At 59.8% G+C, this 13567-nt stretch carries 15 protein-coding genes and 2 pseudogenes; 4 read left to right on the top strand and 13 right to left on the bottom strand.

The genetic code is table 11. The annotated features are described in order from the left end of the window. The first annotated feature begins 20 nt into the window (after nucleotides 1-20). Genes fliS through AB5Y59_RS02970 form a run of 3 tightly spaced genes read left to right on the top strand, consistent with a single transcriptional unit; the run spans nucleotide 21 to nucleotide 2853 of the window. Nucleotides 21-443 (top strand): flagellar export chaperone FliS, encoded by a 423-nt coding sequence (gene fliS, locus AB5Y59_RS02980; RefSeq protein WP_139736563.1) that lies wholly within the window; start codon nucleotides 21-23, stop codon nucleotides 441-443. Continuing rightward, nucleotides 440-766: a hypothetical protein gene (locus AB5Y59_RS02975; RefSeq protein ID WP_233462864.1), complete on the top strand. Its 327-nt coding sequence runs from the start codon at nucleotides 440-442 to the stop codon at nucleotides 764-766. The genes fliS and AB5Y59_RS02975 overlap by 4 nt, the downstream gene beginning before the upstream one ends. Continuing rightward, the gene (locus AB5Y59_RS02970) at nucleotides 766-2853 is read left to right on the top strand and encodes a 6-hydroxymethylpterin diphosphokinase MptE-like protein (RefSeq protein WP_368211470.1); all 2088 of its coding nucleotides are present in this window, start codon (nucleotides 766-768) and stop codon (nucleotides 2851-2853) included. Before AB5Y59_RS02975 ends, AB5Y59_RS02970 begins: the two co-directional genes overlap by 1 nt. A 52-nt stretch (nucleotides 2854-2905) precedes the next feature. On the opposite strand, the gene AB5Y59_RS02965 is transcribed toward AB5Y59_RS02970, so the two are convergent. The 7 genes and pseudogenes from AB5Y59_RS02965 to AB5Y59_RS02935 all read right to left on the bottom strand — a co-directional run bounded on the left by AB5Y59_RS02965 (nucleotide 2906) and on the right by AB5Y59_RS02935 (nucleotide 7684). Further along, nucleotides 2906-3760, bottom strand: a complete 855-nt coding sequence (locus tag AB5Y59_RS02965) for a cobalamin-binding protein (protein ID WP_368211498.1) — start codon at nucleotides 3758-3760, stop codon at nucleotides 2906-2908. Between the two features lie 61 nt (nucleotides 3761-3821). Beyond that, nucleotides 3822-4754: a cobalamin biosynthesis protein gene (locus AB5Y59_RS02960; protein WP_139736561.1), complete on the bottom strand. Its 933-nt coding sequence runs from the start codon at nucleotides 4752-4754 to the stop codon at nucleotides 3822-3824. A 26-nt stretch (nucleotides 4755-4780) separates the two neighbouring features. Further along, nucleotides 4781-5473, bottom strand: coding sequence for a 5'-methylthioadenosine/S-adenosylhomocysteine nucleosidase (mtnN, locus tag AB5Y59_RS02955; protein WP_139736560.1), 693 nt, complete (start codon nucleotides 5471-5473; stop codon nucleotides 4781-4783). A 100-nt stretch (nucleotides 5474-5573) separates the two neighbouring features. Continuing rightward, nucleotides 5574-6332, bottom strand: a complete 759-nt coding sequence (locus AB5Y59_RS02950; RefSeq protein WP_010674307.1) for an ABC transporter substrate-binding protein — start codon at nucleotides 6330-6332, stop codon at nucleotides 5574-5576. A gap of 142 nt (nucleotides 6333-6474) precedes the next feature. Next, nucleotides 6475-6591 (bottom strand): annotated as a pseudogene (locus tag AB5Y59_RS02945) (ZIP family metal transporter); the annotation flags it as partial. A 23-nt stretch (nucleotides 6592-6614) separates the two neighbouring features. Then, nucleotides 6615-6731 (bottom strand): annotated as a pseudogene (locus AB5Y59_RS02940) (ZIP family metal transporter); the annotation flags it as partial. Between the two features lie 23 nt (nucleotides 6732-6754). After that, the gene (locus AB5Y59_RS02935) at nucleotides 6755-7684 is read right to left on the bottom strand and encodes a ZIP family metal transporter (protein WP_039038671.1); all 930 of its coding nucleotides are present in this window, start codon (nucleotides 7682-7684) and stop codon (nucleotides 6755-6757) included. Nucleotides 7685-7979: 295 nt separating this feature from the next. On the opposite strand from AB5Y59_RS02935, the gene AB5Y59_RS02930 reads away from it, so the two are divergent. After that, nucleotides 7980-9611: a methyl-accepting chemotaxis protein gene (locus tag AB5Y59_RS02930; protein WP_319910633.1), complete on the top strand. Its 1632-nt coding sequence runs from the start codon at nucleotides 7980-7982 to the stop codon at nucleotides 9609-9611. 69 nt (nucleotides 9612-9680) lie between these two features. Here the strand turns inward: AB5Y59_RS02930 and gloA are convergent, their stop codons facing one another. The 6 genes from gloA to AB5Y59_RS02900 form a co-directional block, all read right to left on the bottom strand. Continuing rightward, nucleotides 9681-10088 (bottom strand): lactoylglutathione lyase, encoded by a 408-nt coding sequence (gene gloA, locus AB5Y59_RS02925; RefSeq protein WP_342040797.1) that lies wholly within the window; start codon nucleotides 10086-10088, stop codon nucleotides 9681-9683. A gap of 77 nt (nucleotides 10089-10165) precedes the next feature. After that, nucleotides 10166-10807 (bottom strand): endonuclease III, encoded by a 642-nt coding sequence (gene nth / locus AB5Y59_RS02920; RefSeq protein ID WP_005302279.1) that lies wholly within the window; start codon nucleotides 10805-10807, stop codon nucleotides 10166-10168. Between the two features lie 14 nt (nucleotides 10808-10821). Beyond that, on the bottom strand, nucleotides 10822-11580 hold the full coding sequence (locus tag AB5Y59_RS02915) for an electron transport complex subunit E (protein WP_368211469.1): 759 nt from the start codon (nucleotides 11578-11580) through the stop codon (nucleotides 10822-10824). A gap of 16 nt (nucleotides 11581-11596) precedes the next feature. Continuing rightward, nucleotides 11597-12229, bottom strand: coding sequence for an electron transport complex subunit RsxG (rsxG, locus tag AB5Y59_RS02910; RefSeq protein WP_201972213.1), 633 nt, complete (start codon nucleotides 12227-12229; stop codon nucleotides 11597-11599). A 43-nt stretch (nucleotides 12230-12272) separates the two neighbouring features. Further along, nucleotides 12273-13325 (bottom strand): electron transport complex subunit RsxD, encoded by a 1053-nt coding sequence (rsxD, locus tag AB5Y59_RS02905; RefSeq protein WP_010674314.1) that lies wholly within the window; start codon nucleotides 13323-13325, stop codon nucleotides 12273-12275. Nucleotides 13326-13328: 3 nt separating this feature from the next. Next, the coding region (locus AB5Y59_RS02900) for a hypothetical protein (RefSeq protein ID WP_368211468.1) at nucleotides 13329-13567 on the bottom strand (239 nt) is incomplete at its 5' end.

The raw sequence follows: 13567 nt of genomic DNA, 5'->3' as shown, positions 1-13567 counted from the left end.
TAGATCGAGAGTGTTAAATTATGTACAAGCGCAATATCAAAGCATATACAGCGGGTAATTTGGCGGCCGATCTGGCCACTGCAGACCCCCATCGCGTTATTCAGCTAATGATGCAGGGCTGCTTGGAACGTTTGGCCCAAGCCAAGGGTGCTATAGAGCGCAACGATATGGAGGCAAAATCCATCGCAATCTCCAAGGCCCAAGGGTTGCTTCATGGTTTGCAGGATGCGTTGGACATGAGCCAGGGACGCATGGCGGAGGATCTGTATGGGCTTTATGCCTATATGGATGAGCGTGTCTGGGATGCCAGCTTGAATCGGGATACGGAGCCTCTTGAAGAGGTGATGACACTCATGCTGACCATCAAGTCAGGCTGGGATCAACTGCCTGAGACCGAAAAAAACCAAGGCTATCAGATGAGACAGCAGTTGGGTGAGCTATGAGCACTAGGCTTGCCGAGCTCGAAAATGCACTGAACGAGAATGCTGGTCTCATAGAAATGTTGTTGCAGCAGCAGCAATATGATGATGCCTTGCAATGTATGGATGACAGGCTTGTCTTGATTGAGAAGCTGGTTGTGCTGGCTAGTAGCGATGATGCACAGCAACAGGCTGCTGCAGTTATGGCCGTCAGATTGTCCGTTCAGGAAGAGGCCATGAGAAACTTGGCCGCCACTCATCATCATGCCATTTTCGAACAATTGGCCCTGTTTGGAAGAGCCAGTAAAGCTGGCCAAGCCTATCGTGTGAATAGCAAGGAGTACTGATGTCACTCAATATAGATGTAGCTTTGAGTAAAGCCGAGCATGATGCGCAGCGACTGCAACAGCAAGCTGAGCAGGAAGCTGCCATGGCGATAGCACTACCATTGCGCTTTGAACAGAATATGGGGGCCTTTCGTCAATATATCCCCAATATTGCAGACATCTATGAGGCTTATCAGCCTACCCGTCCTTTCAAAATATTTTGTACTGAAAATGGTCAACCCAACCTGATGTGGGTTGATGAGAGTGTTGCCGTTTATGGTGCTGAACCCTATCTTATTTGTGAAACGTTGGTGAAGGAGTTTATAGAAAAGGGTGCTCTATCAAAGTTGTCATTTAGCCAAGAGACAAATCCTCTTGGCTTTATGCACGTTGAGTATCTAAATAAATTGAATATTTATCTTGACGAGATATGTGAAAATGAGACGTTGCTTGGGTATGTCCCCAGTGAGGTCCCCAGTGCCCTCGTGTTTGGCGTTGGTCTCGGATACCACCTTGGTTATCTCTATGAAAGGTGCAAGATTGGGACTCTGTTCCTCTTCGAGCCGGACCTGGACCTATTTTACGCCTCATTATATTGCTTCGATTGGGCGCCTTTACTTGATTACCTGCATCAAGAAAACCTAGGTGTTCATATTCTATTGGGGCAGGATGAACAAACAATAGTGAAGGATTTTTCGTCAGCGATTCATAGACGAGGATCATTTTTGGCAGCTAACTCCTTTATTATGTGGGGCTACCAAAATGACAAGATAAGGGCTTTGATCGAAAAAGTACAACAAGAGTATTATTTATTGGTGATGGGCTGGGGTTTTTTTGATGATAACCTGATAGCCTTATCCCATAGCATTACCAATATTGAGCGTTCGGTTCCTTTCTTACGAAAAGGAGAGAAGATCTCCTCGAAATATCAGAGGGCCCCTGTCTTTGTTATTGGAAATGGACCTTCTTTAGATGAGGCATTGGATGTAATAAAGGAACACAAAGATAATGCCATATTGGTCGCTTGTGGTAGTGCAATTTCAGCTTTACACAAAATAGGTATAAAGCCAGATATATATGTTGCGACAGAGCGCACAAAGATAGTTTATGACTTTTTACTTAATCTAAACGACCCAGAATATCTTCATGATATTATTTTCTTGAGTACTGATGTTATTCATCCAGATTGCTCTACCTTGTTTAAGCAATCGGCTTTGATTTTTAAAGCCGGTGAGCCCGGGTCTTCTGTCTATCAAACCAATTTCCCTACATTACCTCACTACGCTGTAATTGGTGGAGTGAATCCTCTGGTAGGAAATATTGGAGTTAGTGCGCCAATTTATCTTGGTTTTACAAACCTTTATCTGTTTGGTTTAGATAATGGTTATAAAAATAAAGGGCATCATCATTCTAGATATAGTTCATACTATAACAATGAAGATAATGCTAAGGCTCTTGGTAATCTAATGTATAGTGATAAACAGTGGTCTCGTGAGGGGAATTTTGGTGGTGAGATAATTAGTAATATTATGTTTGATACCTCTCGTAGGGTTGTCGAACAGGTTCTTTCTACAAATGAAAATGTACAATGTTTCAACTGTAGTGACGGTGTGAAAATTGAAGGGGCTAAAGCATTGCCAGCCAGTGAGGTGAAATTATTTCATCCTATTAATAAACACATCATACTTGATGAAATAACTAGATTGTTTTCCCCCATCCCGTTGTCAAAACAAAATTTTGAACCTCTTATAGATGTTGACTATTTTAACTATTTTGTAGATAAAATCATGGGGGAGTGGCAAGAAGTATTCTCGTCCCGCAATCAAATAAATCAATTGATGTTGCGCAATTTTAATTATCTTTCGCAAATTTCCTCTACCAATCAGCGGCACATATCACAAGTCATGATCGGCTCTATGAATTATGTGTTTACCTTACTTAGTACAATTCTTTATTCGATTGAAGACGAAGACAAAGCTCTACATTTTATGAAGCCAGCAATTGACTTATGGCTAGAGTTTTTAGCTGAAGCAAAAAAAATGTATCCAAGAGCTCTCGATAGTGTCGATATGATAGACAATGAAGTTATTGTACTATTCAAAAAATAAAGTGTCGTCTGCAAAAGCGTTTAAACCGCTTTAGTAATACAGTAATCACCTGTCACTGACCAAGATGGTGCTTTGTTTCTGTTTCTTTAGAGCGTCTGTCCTGCGGTATAAATATCAGGTCTTTTTGGGGATGCTGTTGGAGGTCTCTGATGCCTTTAATCTCGATCGCCTCGCATATCTGCTCCACCGCGTTGAGGGCGCGGGGGGTGAAGCGGTGCAGTTCATCGGCGTTGATAAGGGCGAGCCGCTGGTGTTTGACGGCGTCCAGCATGGGCCACTGCCGCCAGTGATCCAGCACGGAAGGATCCCGGCCGCCAGCCAGGATGAGCCCGGGATTGGCCTTGATCACCTGCTCCAGCCCGACCTGGGGGTAGGCTGCTCCCGTATTCGCCATGATGTTGCGTCCGCCGCAGAGGGTGATGGCCTGCCCCGGCCAGGTCGAATTATTGACGCTGGTGAGCGGCGGGTACCAGAGCTGATAGAAGACAGACAGGGGCTTGGGCTCGCCGTAGCGCGCCGCCAGGGCGTCGAGCCGGGTCAGATAGGCGCGGGCTTGCTCGTCGGCTCTGGGCGTGAGCCCGAGCAGGTGCCCCAGGCTGCGCATCTCGGTGGCCAGGGAGGCAAAGTCGGTGGGCTCCGAGTAGAAGACGGGGATGCCGAGGCGCTCGACCGGGCCCAGCATGAGGGCCTGGGCGGAGCGCCAGGCCACTACCAGATCCGGCTTCTGGGCCAGCAGCGCCTCGAGGTTGATGCTGCGATAGTTGGCCACCCGGGGGAGGTTGGCCACCTCGGCGGGGTAATCGGAGGCATCGTCGGTGGCGACCACGCGATCCCCGGCGCCGATATCGAACAGCAGTTCCGTCAGATGGGGAGTGAGGCTCACGATGCGCTGCGGCGGGGTGGCCATGGCGCACAGTGAGGTGCCCAGCAGGCAGACAAACAGGCCCAGGGCACGAAGGGAAACGCGATCAGCCATGATTGAGCGCCATCCATGTCAGGAGCTGCGAGAGCCCGAGCCAGCCCCAGCCGGTCAGTTGCAGACGCTGCAGCAGGCGCAGGGGCAGGTTGGCATCGGGTTCGCTCCCCTCATCAAATACCGGAAAGCGCACCAGCTGGCCCTGATAGTAGCGGGGGCCGCCGAGTCGGCTGCCCGTCGCCCGGGCCAGCAGCGCGAGCAGGACCCCCATGGCGGGATGGGGCCAATGCAGCGCAGGCCGAACTCTGTTGCCCAGCCCGCGCACCTGGGTCAGGCACAGGGGGAGCGCCAGCAGCAGGATGGCGGGGGCGCAGAAACCCTGATAGAGCGCCGCAGCCGGGCGGCCGAAGTGGACGAACGCGCTTTGCTTGGGGTTCCACGCCAGATGGGTCAACTGGGCGAGCCGCACCAGCAGGGCACCTTGTACCCCGGCCAGGGCGAAGCCCAGCAGGGGGGCGGCCCACTGACCGACGAGGCGCAGTACGCAGGTCTCGCTCACCGCCTTGTTCAACCCCATCACCGAGAGCTTGCCGGTCTCCCGCTTGAGCCAGGGGGCGACCTGCAGCCTCGCCACGACCAGCGTCTCCTGGGTTGCCAGAGCGCGGCTCCCCCGGGCGAGTTCCCGCAAGGGGCGGGATTCGAGCATCAGCAGCAGGAACAGGAGGTCGAACAGGGGCTCGGAAAGGGAGAGATTGCGCACCGCCCAGAGACCGGCAGCGCAGGGCACCCAGACCACCAGCAGGGCAAGGAGCCCGGCCTGGCTCTGCTGGCGTGGCGTGCCGTCGGGGCGATAGACCTTCTGGCCGAGGCGGGTGAGCAGAGGCACTGCTGCGCCGGGTCGAAAGCGTGCGGGCCAGGGCAGCAGGGCCTCCAGCAGGGCGGCCCCCACCATGATGCCCGCCGTCGTGGAGGCGAGGGCGGTCATCAGGACATCCCAGGAGGGGGCGTTGATCACAGCTTGCCGAGCAGCGCGATGATCACTTCGGCGGAGTGTTGACCCGCCACCTCGATGAAGGCATCGAAGGATTCCACCTGCTCCTTGCCGGCGATGTCCGACATGGCCCGTACCACCAAATAGGGCACTTTGAACATGTGGCATACCTGGCCGATGGCGGCCCCTTCCATCTCCACCGCCAGCATCTGCGGGAAGTCGGCACGGGCTTTCGCGATGGCGTCCGGCTTGCACATGAACTGATCGCCGGTGCAGATGAGCCCGACCTTGGTCTGGTGCTTGCCTTGCTCGGCAATGCAGGCTTGTGCCAGGGCGATGAGTCTTTCGTCGCAGGGGAAGGCGGCGGGCTGCTGGGCCATCTGGCCCATCTCGTAACCGAAGGCGGTCACGTCCACGTCGTGGAAGCGCATCTCGCTCGCGATGACCACGTCACCGATGTGCAGATCCTGGGCGAAGCCGCCGGCGGAACCGGTGTTGATGACGCAATCGGGAGCGAACTTCTCCAGCAGCAGGCTGGTGGCGACGCTGGCGGCGACCTTGCCGATGCCGGAGCGGGTCAGGATCACCTCTTTACCGGCCAGCTTGCCCTGATAGAACTCGCAGCCGCCCAGTTGCAGGGTGGTGGGCTCGCTCAGCTGGCTGCGCAGGAGGGCTACTTCCTGCTCCATGGCGCCGATAATACCTACTTTCATCATCTACCTCGTCTCGATGGCCGCTGGGCCGAAAAAGTTGGCGTGGATGATAGCAAAACTTGGCGGTGGCGCCGAGCATTGCGATGGCGCGGATGGGGGGTCAGGGGTAGCGTCTGGCCAGGGCGGCCAGTTCACCACTGTCTGCGAGCCGTTGCAGGGTGTTGGCGAACAGGGTCAGGCGCTCGGGGGCACTGTGGCGATGGAACAGGATGTAGAAGGGAGTCTCTTCCATCACGGTGGGGAGGATGCGGATCTTGTCGGCCAGCCCCTGTTCGCGCAAGTCGGACTCAAACCCCGGGGAGCGGTAGTAGACGAAACGGCCGCGCTTCATCAACAACTTCTCGTAGTTGGCCTGGTTGCTGATCCCGCCGCTGTCGATGATGAGGCCGCCGATATCCTGGAGCCGGGCGATGGCGCCGCTGCCATGGTTGATGAGGATGATGCCCGCCTGGCCGAGGGCCCTGACATCCTGCCAGCTGCGTATCTCGACGGGATCGTCACGGCGCACCGCCAGGTGGTAGCGCACCGTGAAGATGGCGGGAGTCAGGACGATGAAGTGATCCCGCCTGGCCGGGCTCTCCCCCACGCCGCAGATGAAGTCCAGCTGACCGTGCTGCACCTTCTTTTCCAGCCGTCGCAGCGGCAGGAAGCGCTGATCTCCCTCAATGCGAAGGGCTGGCTCCCTTGCTTCCATGAGCCGGAAGAGATCGACGCAGATCCCGCCGACATGCCCGTCGGGGAGCGTCACGTACTTGGGGGACGACGCCTGCTGCGCGGCCGTATGAAAGACCTCGGTGGCGCCAATGGCCCTGGCGGTGAGGACAAGCAGACACAGCAGCAGGATTATCCTGAGGGTCATCCGGGCAGGCTTCCGATGGGATTCAGGCGCCGTACATCAACCAGTCAAAGGGCGCCGGGGGCTCAACATTAGGCGATTTCCCCCTCTTATTTCAAGGGGTTCGCGCTGTCGTCACTAGGCGCACGGGGCTTGAGGGGGGTGATCAGCCGAGTGCGGTGTCGAGGGTCATCATCAGAGCGAAGCCTGCCATCAGGCCCAGGGTGGCGTGGGTCTGGTGGCCGTTGCGATGGGTGTCCGGGGTCACCTCGTGGGAGACCACGAGTTGCATGGGGCATCGGCGTTTCATCCCAGGGCTGTATCCAGTGTCATCATCAGAGCGAAGCCTGCCATGAGCCCCAGGGTGGCGTGGGTCTGGTGGCCGTTACGATGGGTTTCCGGGATCACTTCGTGGGAGACCACGGGTTGCATGGGGCATCGGCGTCTCACCCCAGGGCTGTATCCAGCGTCATCATCAGGGCGAAGCCCGCCATGAGACCCAGGGTGGCGTGGGTCTGGTGGCCGTTGCGATGGGTTTCCGGGATCACCTCGTGGGAGACCACAAACAGCATGGCACCAGCCGCGAGCCCGAGGCCGATGGGGTAGGCGATGGCCATGCCGCTGGCGAGTCCTACCCCGAGCAGGGCGCCGAGCGGTTCCAGCAGGCCGCTGCCGATGGCGACCAGCACGGCCACCGGCGGGCGAAAACCGGCTGCGCACATGGCCAGCGCTACAGCCAGTCCTTCGGGAATGTCCTGCAGGGCAATGGCGGTCGTGAGGGGCAGTCCCACCGTCATGTCCCCCTGGGAGAAGCTGACCCCGATGGCCATGCCTTCGGGCAGGTTGTGCAGGGCGATGGCGAAGACGAACAGCCAGACCCGTGAGCAGCTCTCATGGCCGGGACCACAGGGGCCGGTCTTGTCGTGCTCGTGAGGGGTGAATTGATCCAGTCCCAGCATCAGCAGCACCCCGAGGGTCATACCGGCCACCACCACGGCGGCGGCGAGGAAGCCGTCACCCGTGATCCCCTCGGCGGCCTCGAGCCCCGGCAGCAGCAGGGAGAAGGCGCTCGCCGCCAGCATCATGCCGGCGGCGAACCCCAGCATGGCATCTTCCACCCGTTGGGGAACGGCGCGCAGGAACAGGGCAGGCAGGGCGCCCAGCGCCGTGGCGGCAAAACCCGCAGCGCCGCCGATGAGGCCATAGCGTACCCCGGGCGTTATCTCCCCTGCGGCCAGCATGACGAGACTCTGCACCAGGAGCAGCAGCACGGCGACCAGGGCGAGCAGCAGCCCCAGGGCGATGAGGGGGCGATCCGCTATCTGCTCGCGCAGTTGGACAGACCAGGAAGGGGAGAGGGTCGATACGTTGTCCATGGGGCCTCTGAAGACAGGAATGGGGAGAGACGAGCGGCCATTACATAACCTGGCCCCTGCTTTGTCCATGACGGCGGACCGATTGTGGCAATCGGCTCAAGTTTTGCGTCGAGCTGGTCGCTCCTGTGCTGGCAGCCTCGTGGCGGGCACAAGGCCCGGCGTGGGGCGAGCGGGAAGCAAGGGATCCCCTCTCTTCGCTCCCATCGTCATTTCCCGTCAGGAGTCTCGGGTCACCGCTAACACGGATGTGATCATTGTGTCACTGCACATCTGCAGTCGAGGATCACCAGCCAACATGTCTTACAAGCATCTCTCCATCGGCAAGAAGATTGCCGCCGTCTTTGCGGTCATTGCCGTCATCAACGCCGTCTTCGGCCTGTTTCTCGCCACCGAACTGCGGGACATTCGGGATCGGGTATTGAACTTCACCGACTCCACCCTGCCAAGCGTGCTCTCGGTGGACAACCTGCTCTACGACGTCTCCTATGTGCGCCGTGCCCAGTTTGCCCTGCTGATGGTGGAAGATGCCGTCGACAGGCAGGTTCGCCGCGCCCGCATCCAGGAGAGCCTGGGCAAGGTGCAGCAGGTCATGGATGCCTACGAGGCAACCGTGGGGGCCGAGCATGAACGCCAGGCCTTCAACCGCGTCAAGCAGCAGTGGCTGCAATATCTGGGGGCAGTCAACCAGGTGGATGCCCTGTTGTTCCAGGGCAGCAGGGATGAGGCCAGGGAGGCGCTGTTTCGCTCGAACGGGCTCTACACCGAGCTGGAGCTGGCGGTGCGTGCCCTGGTGAAGGTGAATCTTGGCTTTGTGGAAGAGAACCGTGGCAGCCTGCTTGGCAGCGTCACCATGGTGATGACCTTTGCCGTGGTGAGCATCGCGACCCTGCTGATCTTTATGGGGGTCATGACCTGGTTCCTCACCCGCCAGATCTGCCTGCCCCTGCAAGCCGTGGTGGCCCAGGCCAATGCCATCGCCCTGGGGGATCTGACCCATCGGCTGGATCGCCAGCACATCGGGCAGGACGAACTGGGGATGCTGGCCAGCGCCTCCCTCAAGATGCAGGACAACCTGCGTGGGCTCATCGAGGAGGTGGCCGCCGCCGTGACCCAGCTGGGGGCCGCCATCGAGGAGGTGAGCGCGGTCTCGGAGCAATCATCCCAGGGGATCCAGAGCCAGCAGCAGGAGATAGCCCTGGTCGCCACCGCCATGGCCCAGATGAAGGCAACGGTAGCAGATGTGGCGGGCAACACCGAGGTGGCCTCGGAGTCGGCAAGCTCTGCCAATGCCCTGGCTCGTCGCGGCAGTCAGGATGTGCAGGGGGCCCTGGATGCCATCACCCGGGTGGCTGGTGAGATGGAGCAGGCGGGCAACCTGGTGAGTGAACTGGAGAAAGAGTCCGCCCAGATCAACCTGGTGGTGGATGTCATTCGCGGCATTGCCGACCAGACCAACCTGCTGGCACTCAATGCCGCCATCGAGGCGGCCCGTGCCGGTGAGCAGGGGCGCGGCTTTGCGGTGGTGGCCGACGAGGTGCGCACCCTGGCGGGGCGTACCCAGGCCTCCACCGGCGAAATCGTCGCCATCATCGAGACCCTGCAGGCCCGTGCCAACCGGGCGAAGTCGGTGACCGGCCAGAGTTGCGAGATGATCCGCCAGTGCGTGAGCCAGAGCGAACGCACCAGCGCGGGCATTCGTCAGATTGAAGAGGCGGTGGCCCAGATAGCCGACATGGCGATCCAGATTGCCAGTGCCTGTGGCGAGCAGGATGCGGTCTCCGATGAGCTGGGCCGCAACGTGGCGCGCATCAACGACTCCTCCAACGAGGTCGCGACCGGCGCGGATCACACCGCCAAAGCCTGTCTGGAGCTGAGCCAGCTGGCGGCGGGTCTGCGCCAGAGCATGGGGCGCTTCCGCCTGGCCTGACGGTGGCCGCAGCCAATGAAAACGGGGCCCTGGGCCCCGTTGTTTTTCTCACCGCCAGGCGGCGTGGGCTCAGGCGCCCAGGCCGGTACCTGCGTCTTTCTTGGCAATCAGCTCAATCTTGTAGCCGTCCGGGTCTTCCACGAAGGCGATGACGGTGGTGCCGCCCTTCACAGGGCCCGGTTCGCGGGTGATCTTGGCGCCGGCGGCGCGCAGCGCCTCGCAGGTGGCATAGATGTCGTCCGCTTCCAGGGCGATGTGACCATAGGCGGAACCGAGCTCGTATTCGCTCACGCCCCAGTTGTAGGTGAGCTCGATGACGGATTCATCCTTCTCGTCGCCGTAGCCGACGAAGGCCAGGGTGTATTTGTATTCGCTGTTCTCGCTCTTGCGCAGCAGTGTCATGCCCAGCACTCGGGTGTAGAAGTCGATGGAACGTTGCAGATCGCCGACGCGCAACATGGTATGCAGAATTCTCATTGCTCAATTCTCCGGGTTGGTGGATTGGTACTGCCTTGAATCCATGGCCCGAGACCGGATCCGCAGAGGCCTGCAGATCAACTCTCGGGATAGACCTTCTCTTTGTATTCGCACAAATCTTCGATGATGCAGGAGCCGCAGCGGGGCTTGCGGGCGAGACAGGTGTAACGCCCGTGCAGGATGAGCCAGTGGTGCACGTCCAGCTTGAACTCGGCGGGGACCACCTTGAGCAGCTTCTCCTCCACCTGATCGACGTTCTTGCCCACGGCAAAGCCGGTGCGGTTGGAGACCCGGAAGATATGGGTGTCGACGGCGATGGTGGGCCAGCCGAAGGCGGTGTTGAGCACCACGTTGGCCGTCTTGCGGCCGACGCCGGGCAGGGCCTCGAGGGCCTCGCGATTCTCCGGCACCTCGCCGCCGTGGCGCTCCAGCAGAATGGCGCAGGTCTTGATGACGTTCTCGGCCTTGGTGTTGAAGAGGCCGATGGTCTTGATGTACTCCTTGACCCCGTCCACCCCCAGATCCAGCATGGCCTGGGGGGTGTTGGCCACCGGATAGAGCTTGTCGGTGGCCTTGTTGACGCTCACGTCGGTGGCCTGGGCCGAGAGCAGCACGGCGATGAGCAGCTCGAACGGCGTGGTGAAGTTGAGCTCTGTGGTGGGATGGGGGTTGTCATCGCGCAACCGCTCCAGGATCAGCCTGCGTTTCTGGTTGTTCATGGCTCTCTCTTGTCTCAGAGCTGGGTAGTGCGGGCGCCCGCCGCCGGCACGGTGCAGTGGGCCTTCTCGGCACTCTGCTTGCGGCCCATCCAGTCGTTGATGGCGTTTTTGCCGGCGATCATCAAACCGAGGCCGATGAAGCCGCCGGGGGGCAGGATCGCCAGCAGCAGGCTGGCGTCGGCGTGGAACAGCTCGACGCGCAATGACTTGGCCCAGTCACCCAGCAGCAGCTCGGCACCGTCAAACAGGGTGCCCATGCCGATGATCTCGCGAAGGCCCCCCAGTACCAGCAGCACCAGGGTAAAGCCCAGCCCCATCATGAAGCCGTCGAGGGCGGCAAGCAGGGGCGGGTTCTTGGAGGCATAGGCTTCGGCGCGGCCGATGATGACGCAGTTGGTGACGATGAGAGCGATGAAGATGCCGAGCGCCTGATAGAGGCCGTAGGTGTAGGCGTTCATCAACAGCTGCACGCTGGTCACCAGGGCCGCGATAATCATCACGTAGACCGGGATGCGGATATCCTTGGGCACCCAGTTGCGCACCAGGGAGACGGCGAGGTTGGAGCAGACCAGTACCACCATGGTGGCAAGGCCGAGCCCCAACGCATTGGTAAAGGTGGAGGAGACCGCCAGGGTGGGGCAGAGTCCCAGCACCTGCACCAGGGAGGGGTTGTTCTTCCACAGTCCCTGCAGTATCAGCTCCTTGAGCTCTTCGCGGCGGCCACTTTCCCCGGCGGGTTGGCTGGCCGTGTCAATCACGTCGACTTGTTCCATAGCGTGTGCTCCGGCGTTAGGGGTTGGTATGGCAGGAGGGGGCATCGTGCAGCAGTTCGGGGTGCTCCTGTTGCAGCCTCAGCAAATTTTTAACCGCCTTGACCACGGCCCGCGGGGTGATGGTGGCTCCGGTGAAGGCGTCGAATTCGCCGCCATCCTTCTTTACCGCCCAGGTGGCGTCGTTGTCGGCCGTGAGGGACTTGCCGGTGAAGCTTTCGATCCAGCTGGATTTCTTCAGCTCTATCTTGTCACCAAGCCCCGGGGTTTCCTTGTGGGCCAGCACCCTGACCGCGCTAACGGCCCCCTTGGCATCGGTGCCGACCACCATGCGAATGGCTCCACTGTAACCATCGGGGGCAACGGTTTCCAGCGCGTAGCCGGTATGCACCCCCTTGAGGGTGGCGGTATAGAGGGGCATGGGCTCATCGCTGCCCAGGTATTCCCGGCTGCTGACCAGCTTGCAACTGGCCACCAGATCGTTGTCATAACTCCCCTCGGGCAGCAGGGCCTGCAGGGTGCGCAGCTTCTCAAGCTCTTGCTGGTGGGCGATGCGATCCCGGGTCAGTTCGTTGGTCAGCACCACCATGGCGGTGCAGCCGAGGGCAAAGAGGGCCAGGGTCAGGCCATTCTTGCGCATGCTTTTCAACATGGGAGGCTCCCTGTCTCGCGTCTGCGACAATTCAGATGGGGGTTCATTTGCGACGGGCTCCATAGACCTTGGGGCGGGTCAGACTGTCAATCAGGGGAACGCACAGGTTGGCCAGCAACACGGCGAAGGCGAAGGCATCCGGATAGCCGCCAAAACGGCGGATGACATAGACCAGCACGCCGATGAGCACACCGTAGACGAGGCGCCCCTTTGCGGTGGTGCTGGCACTCACCGGATCGGTGGCGATGAAGAAGGCCCCGAGCATGGTGGCACCGCTGAACAGGTGCAGCATGGGGGTGGCGGTGGCATCCGGGGTGGCCAGATAGCCCAGGGTGGCAGCGAGCAGCAATGCGCCCAGCACGGCAGTCGGAATGCGCCAGTTGATCACTTTCTGCTGGAGCAGGAAGAGGCCTCCCAGCAGGTAGCCGAGGTTGACCCAGCTCCAGCCGATGCCACCCCAGCCCTCGAAGACCTTGTGGGTCATCACTTCGGTGGCGGTCAGCCCCTGGGTCAGCCCGGTCTTTAAGGTATCCAGCGGCGTGGCCATGGTCAGGCCATCCACCCCCTGCTTGAGCTGCAGCATGCTGTAGCCGTCGAGGCTGAAGCCGGTGAAGATCACCGAGGCCGCATCGGCGAAGCCGATGTCGTAGGCGGCGATGCTGGAGGGGGGCAGCCAGCTGGTCATCTGGACCGGGAAGGAGACCAGCAGCAGCACATAGGCCACCATGGCAGGATTGAACAGGTTCTGACCGAGCCCGCCATAGAGATGCTTGGCGATGATGATGGCGAACGCCGTGCCCAGCACCAGCATCCACCAGGGCAGCAGGGGGGGCAGGGAGAGACCGATGAGCACGGCGGTGAGCGCCGCGCTACCATCCAGCAGGGCCGGTTTGACGGGGCGGCCACGCAGGCGAAGGACCAGGGCCTCCGAACCCAGGGCCGTGACCAGCGCCAGCAGGATCTGGATCAGGGTCCCCCAGCCGAAGAACCAGGTCTGTGCCAGGAAGCCGGGCAGGCAGGCCAGGATCACCAGCACCATCAGGGTCTGGGTCTGTTTGCGGTTGTGGGCAAAAGGCGCACTCGCGATATTGAACATGGATCAGTGGCTCTTGTCGGTCGAAGGGGAGGAGGCAGCCTCGGCCGCCAGCTTCTTGGCTTTGGCCCGGGCGATGGCGGCGGCGATGGCCGCCTTCTTGGGGTCCACCTCTGCGGCGGGCTCGGATGCGGCAGCCGGGGCCTCAATGGCGTTATCGGTTGTGTTCACGGATGTCTTATCCGCGTCCAGCGGTGCGTCACCTTGCGCCAGGGCGGCTTTCTTGGCCTTGGCTCGGGCGATGG

It is taken from the genome of Aeromonas sp. s10 (assembly GCF_040907975.1).
GTDB lineage: Bacteria > Pseudomonadota > Gammaproteobacteria > Enterobacterales > Aeromonadaceae > Aeromonas > Aeromonas caviae.
Note: the sequence above shows the minus strand (reverse complement) of the source record. Positions and strands in the feature narration are given on the sequence as shown.

Bases quoted from the DNA above. Each gene is read 5' to 3' on its own strand.
- fliS (WP_139736563.1), top strand. From the start codon at position 21: ATGTACAAGCGCAATATCAAAGCATATACAGCGGGTAATTTGGCGGCC.
- AB5Y59_RS02975 (WP_233462864.1), top strand. From the start codon at position 440: ATGAGCACTAGGCTTGCCGAGCTCGAAAATGCACTGAACGAGAATGCT.
- AB5Y59_RS02970 (WP_368211470.1), top strand. From the start codon at position 766: ATGTCACTCAATATAGATGTAGCTTTGAGTAAAGCCGAGCATGATGCG.
- AB5Y59_RS02965 (WP_368211498.1), bottom strand. From the start codon at position 3,760: ATGGCCACCCCGCCGCAGCGCATCGTGAGCCTCACTCCCCATCTGACG.
- AB5Y59_RS02960 (WP_139736561.1), bottom strand. From the start codon at position 4,754: ATGACCGCCCTCGCCTCCACGACGGCGGGCATCATGGTGGGGGCCGCC.
- mtnN (WP_139736560.1), bottom strand. From the start codon at position 5,473: ATGAAAGTAGGTATTATCGGCGCCATGGAGCAGGAAGTAGCCCTCCTG.
- AB5Y59_RS02950 (WP_010674307.1), bottom strand. From the start codon at position 6,332: ATGACCCTCAGGATAATCCTGCTGCTGTGTCTGCTTGTCCTCACCGCC.
- AB5Y59_RS02935 (WP_039038671.1), bottom strand. From the start codon at position 7,684: ATGGACAACGTATCGACCCTCTCCCCTTCCTGGTCTGTCCAACTGCGC.
- AB5Y59_RS02930 (WP_319910633.1), top strand. From the start codon at position 7,980: ATGTCTTACAAGCATCTCTCCATCGGCAAGAAGATTGCCGCCGTCTTT.
- gloA (WP_342040797.1), bottom strand. From the start codon at position 10,088: ATGAGAATTCTGCATACCATGTTGCGCGTCGGCGATCTGCAACGTTCC.
- nth (WP_005302279.1), bottom strand. From the start codon at position 10,807: ATGAACAACCAGAAACGCAGGCTGATCCTGGAGCGGTTGCGCGATGAC.
- AB5Y59_RS02915 (WP_368211469.1), bottom strand. From the start codon at position 11,580: ATGGAACAAGTCGACGTGATTGACACGGCCAGCCAACCCGCCGGGGAA.
- rsxG (WP_201972213.1), bottom strand. From the start codon at position 12,229: ATGTTGAAAAGCATGCGCAAGAATGGCCTGACCCTGGCCCTCTTTGCC.
- rsxD (WP_010674314.1), bottom strand. From the start codon at position 13,325: ATGTTCAATATCGCGAGTGCGCCTTTTGCCCACAACCGCAAACAGACC.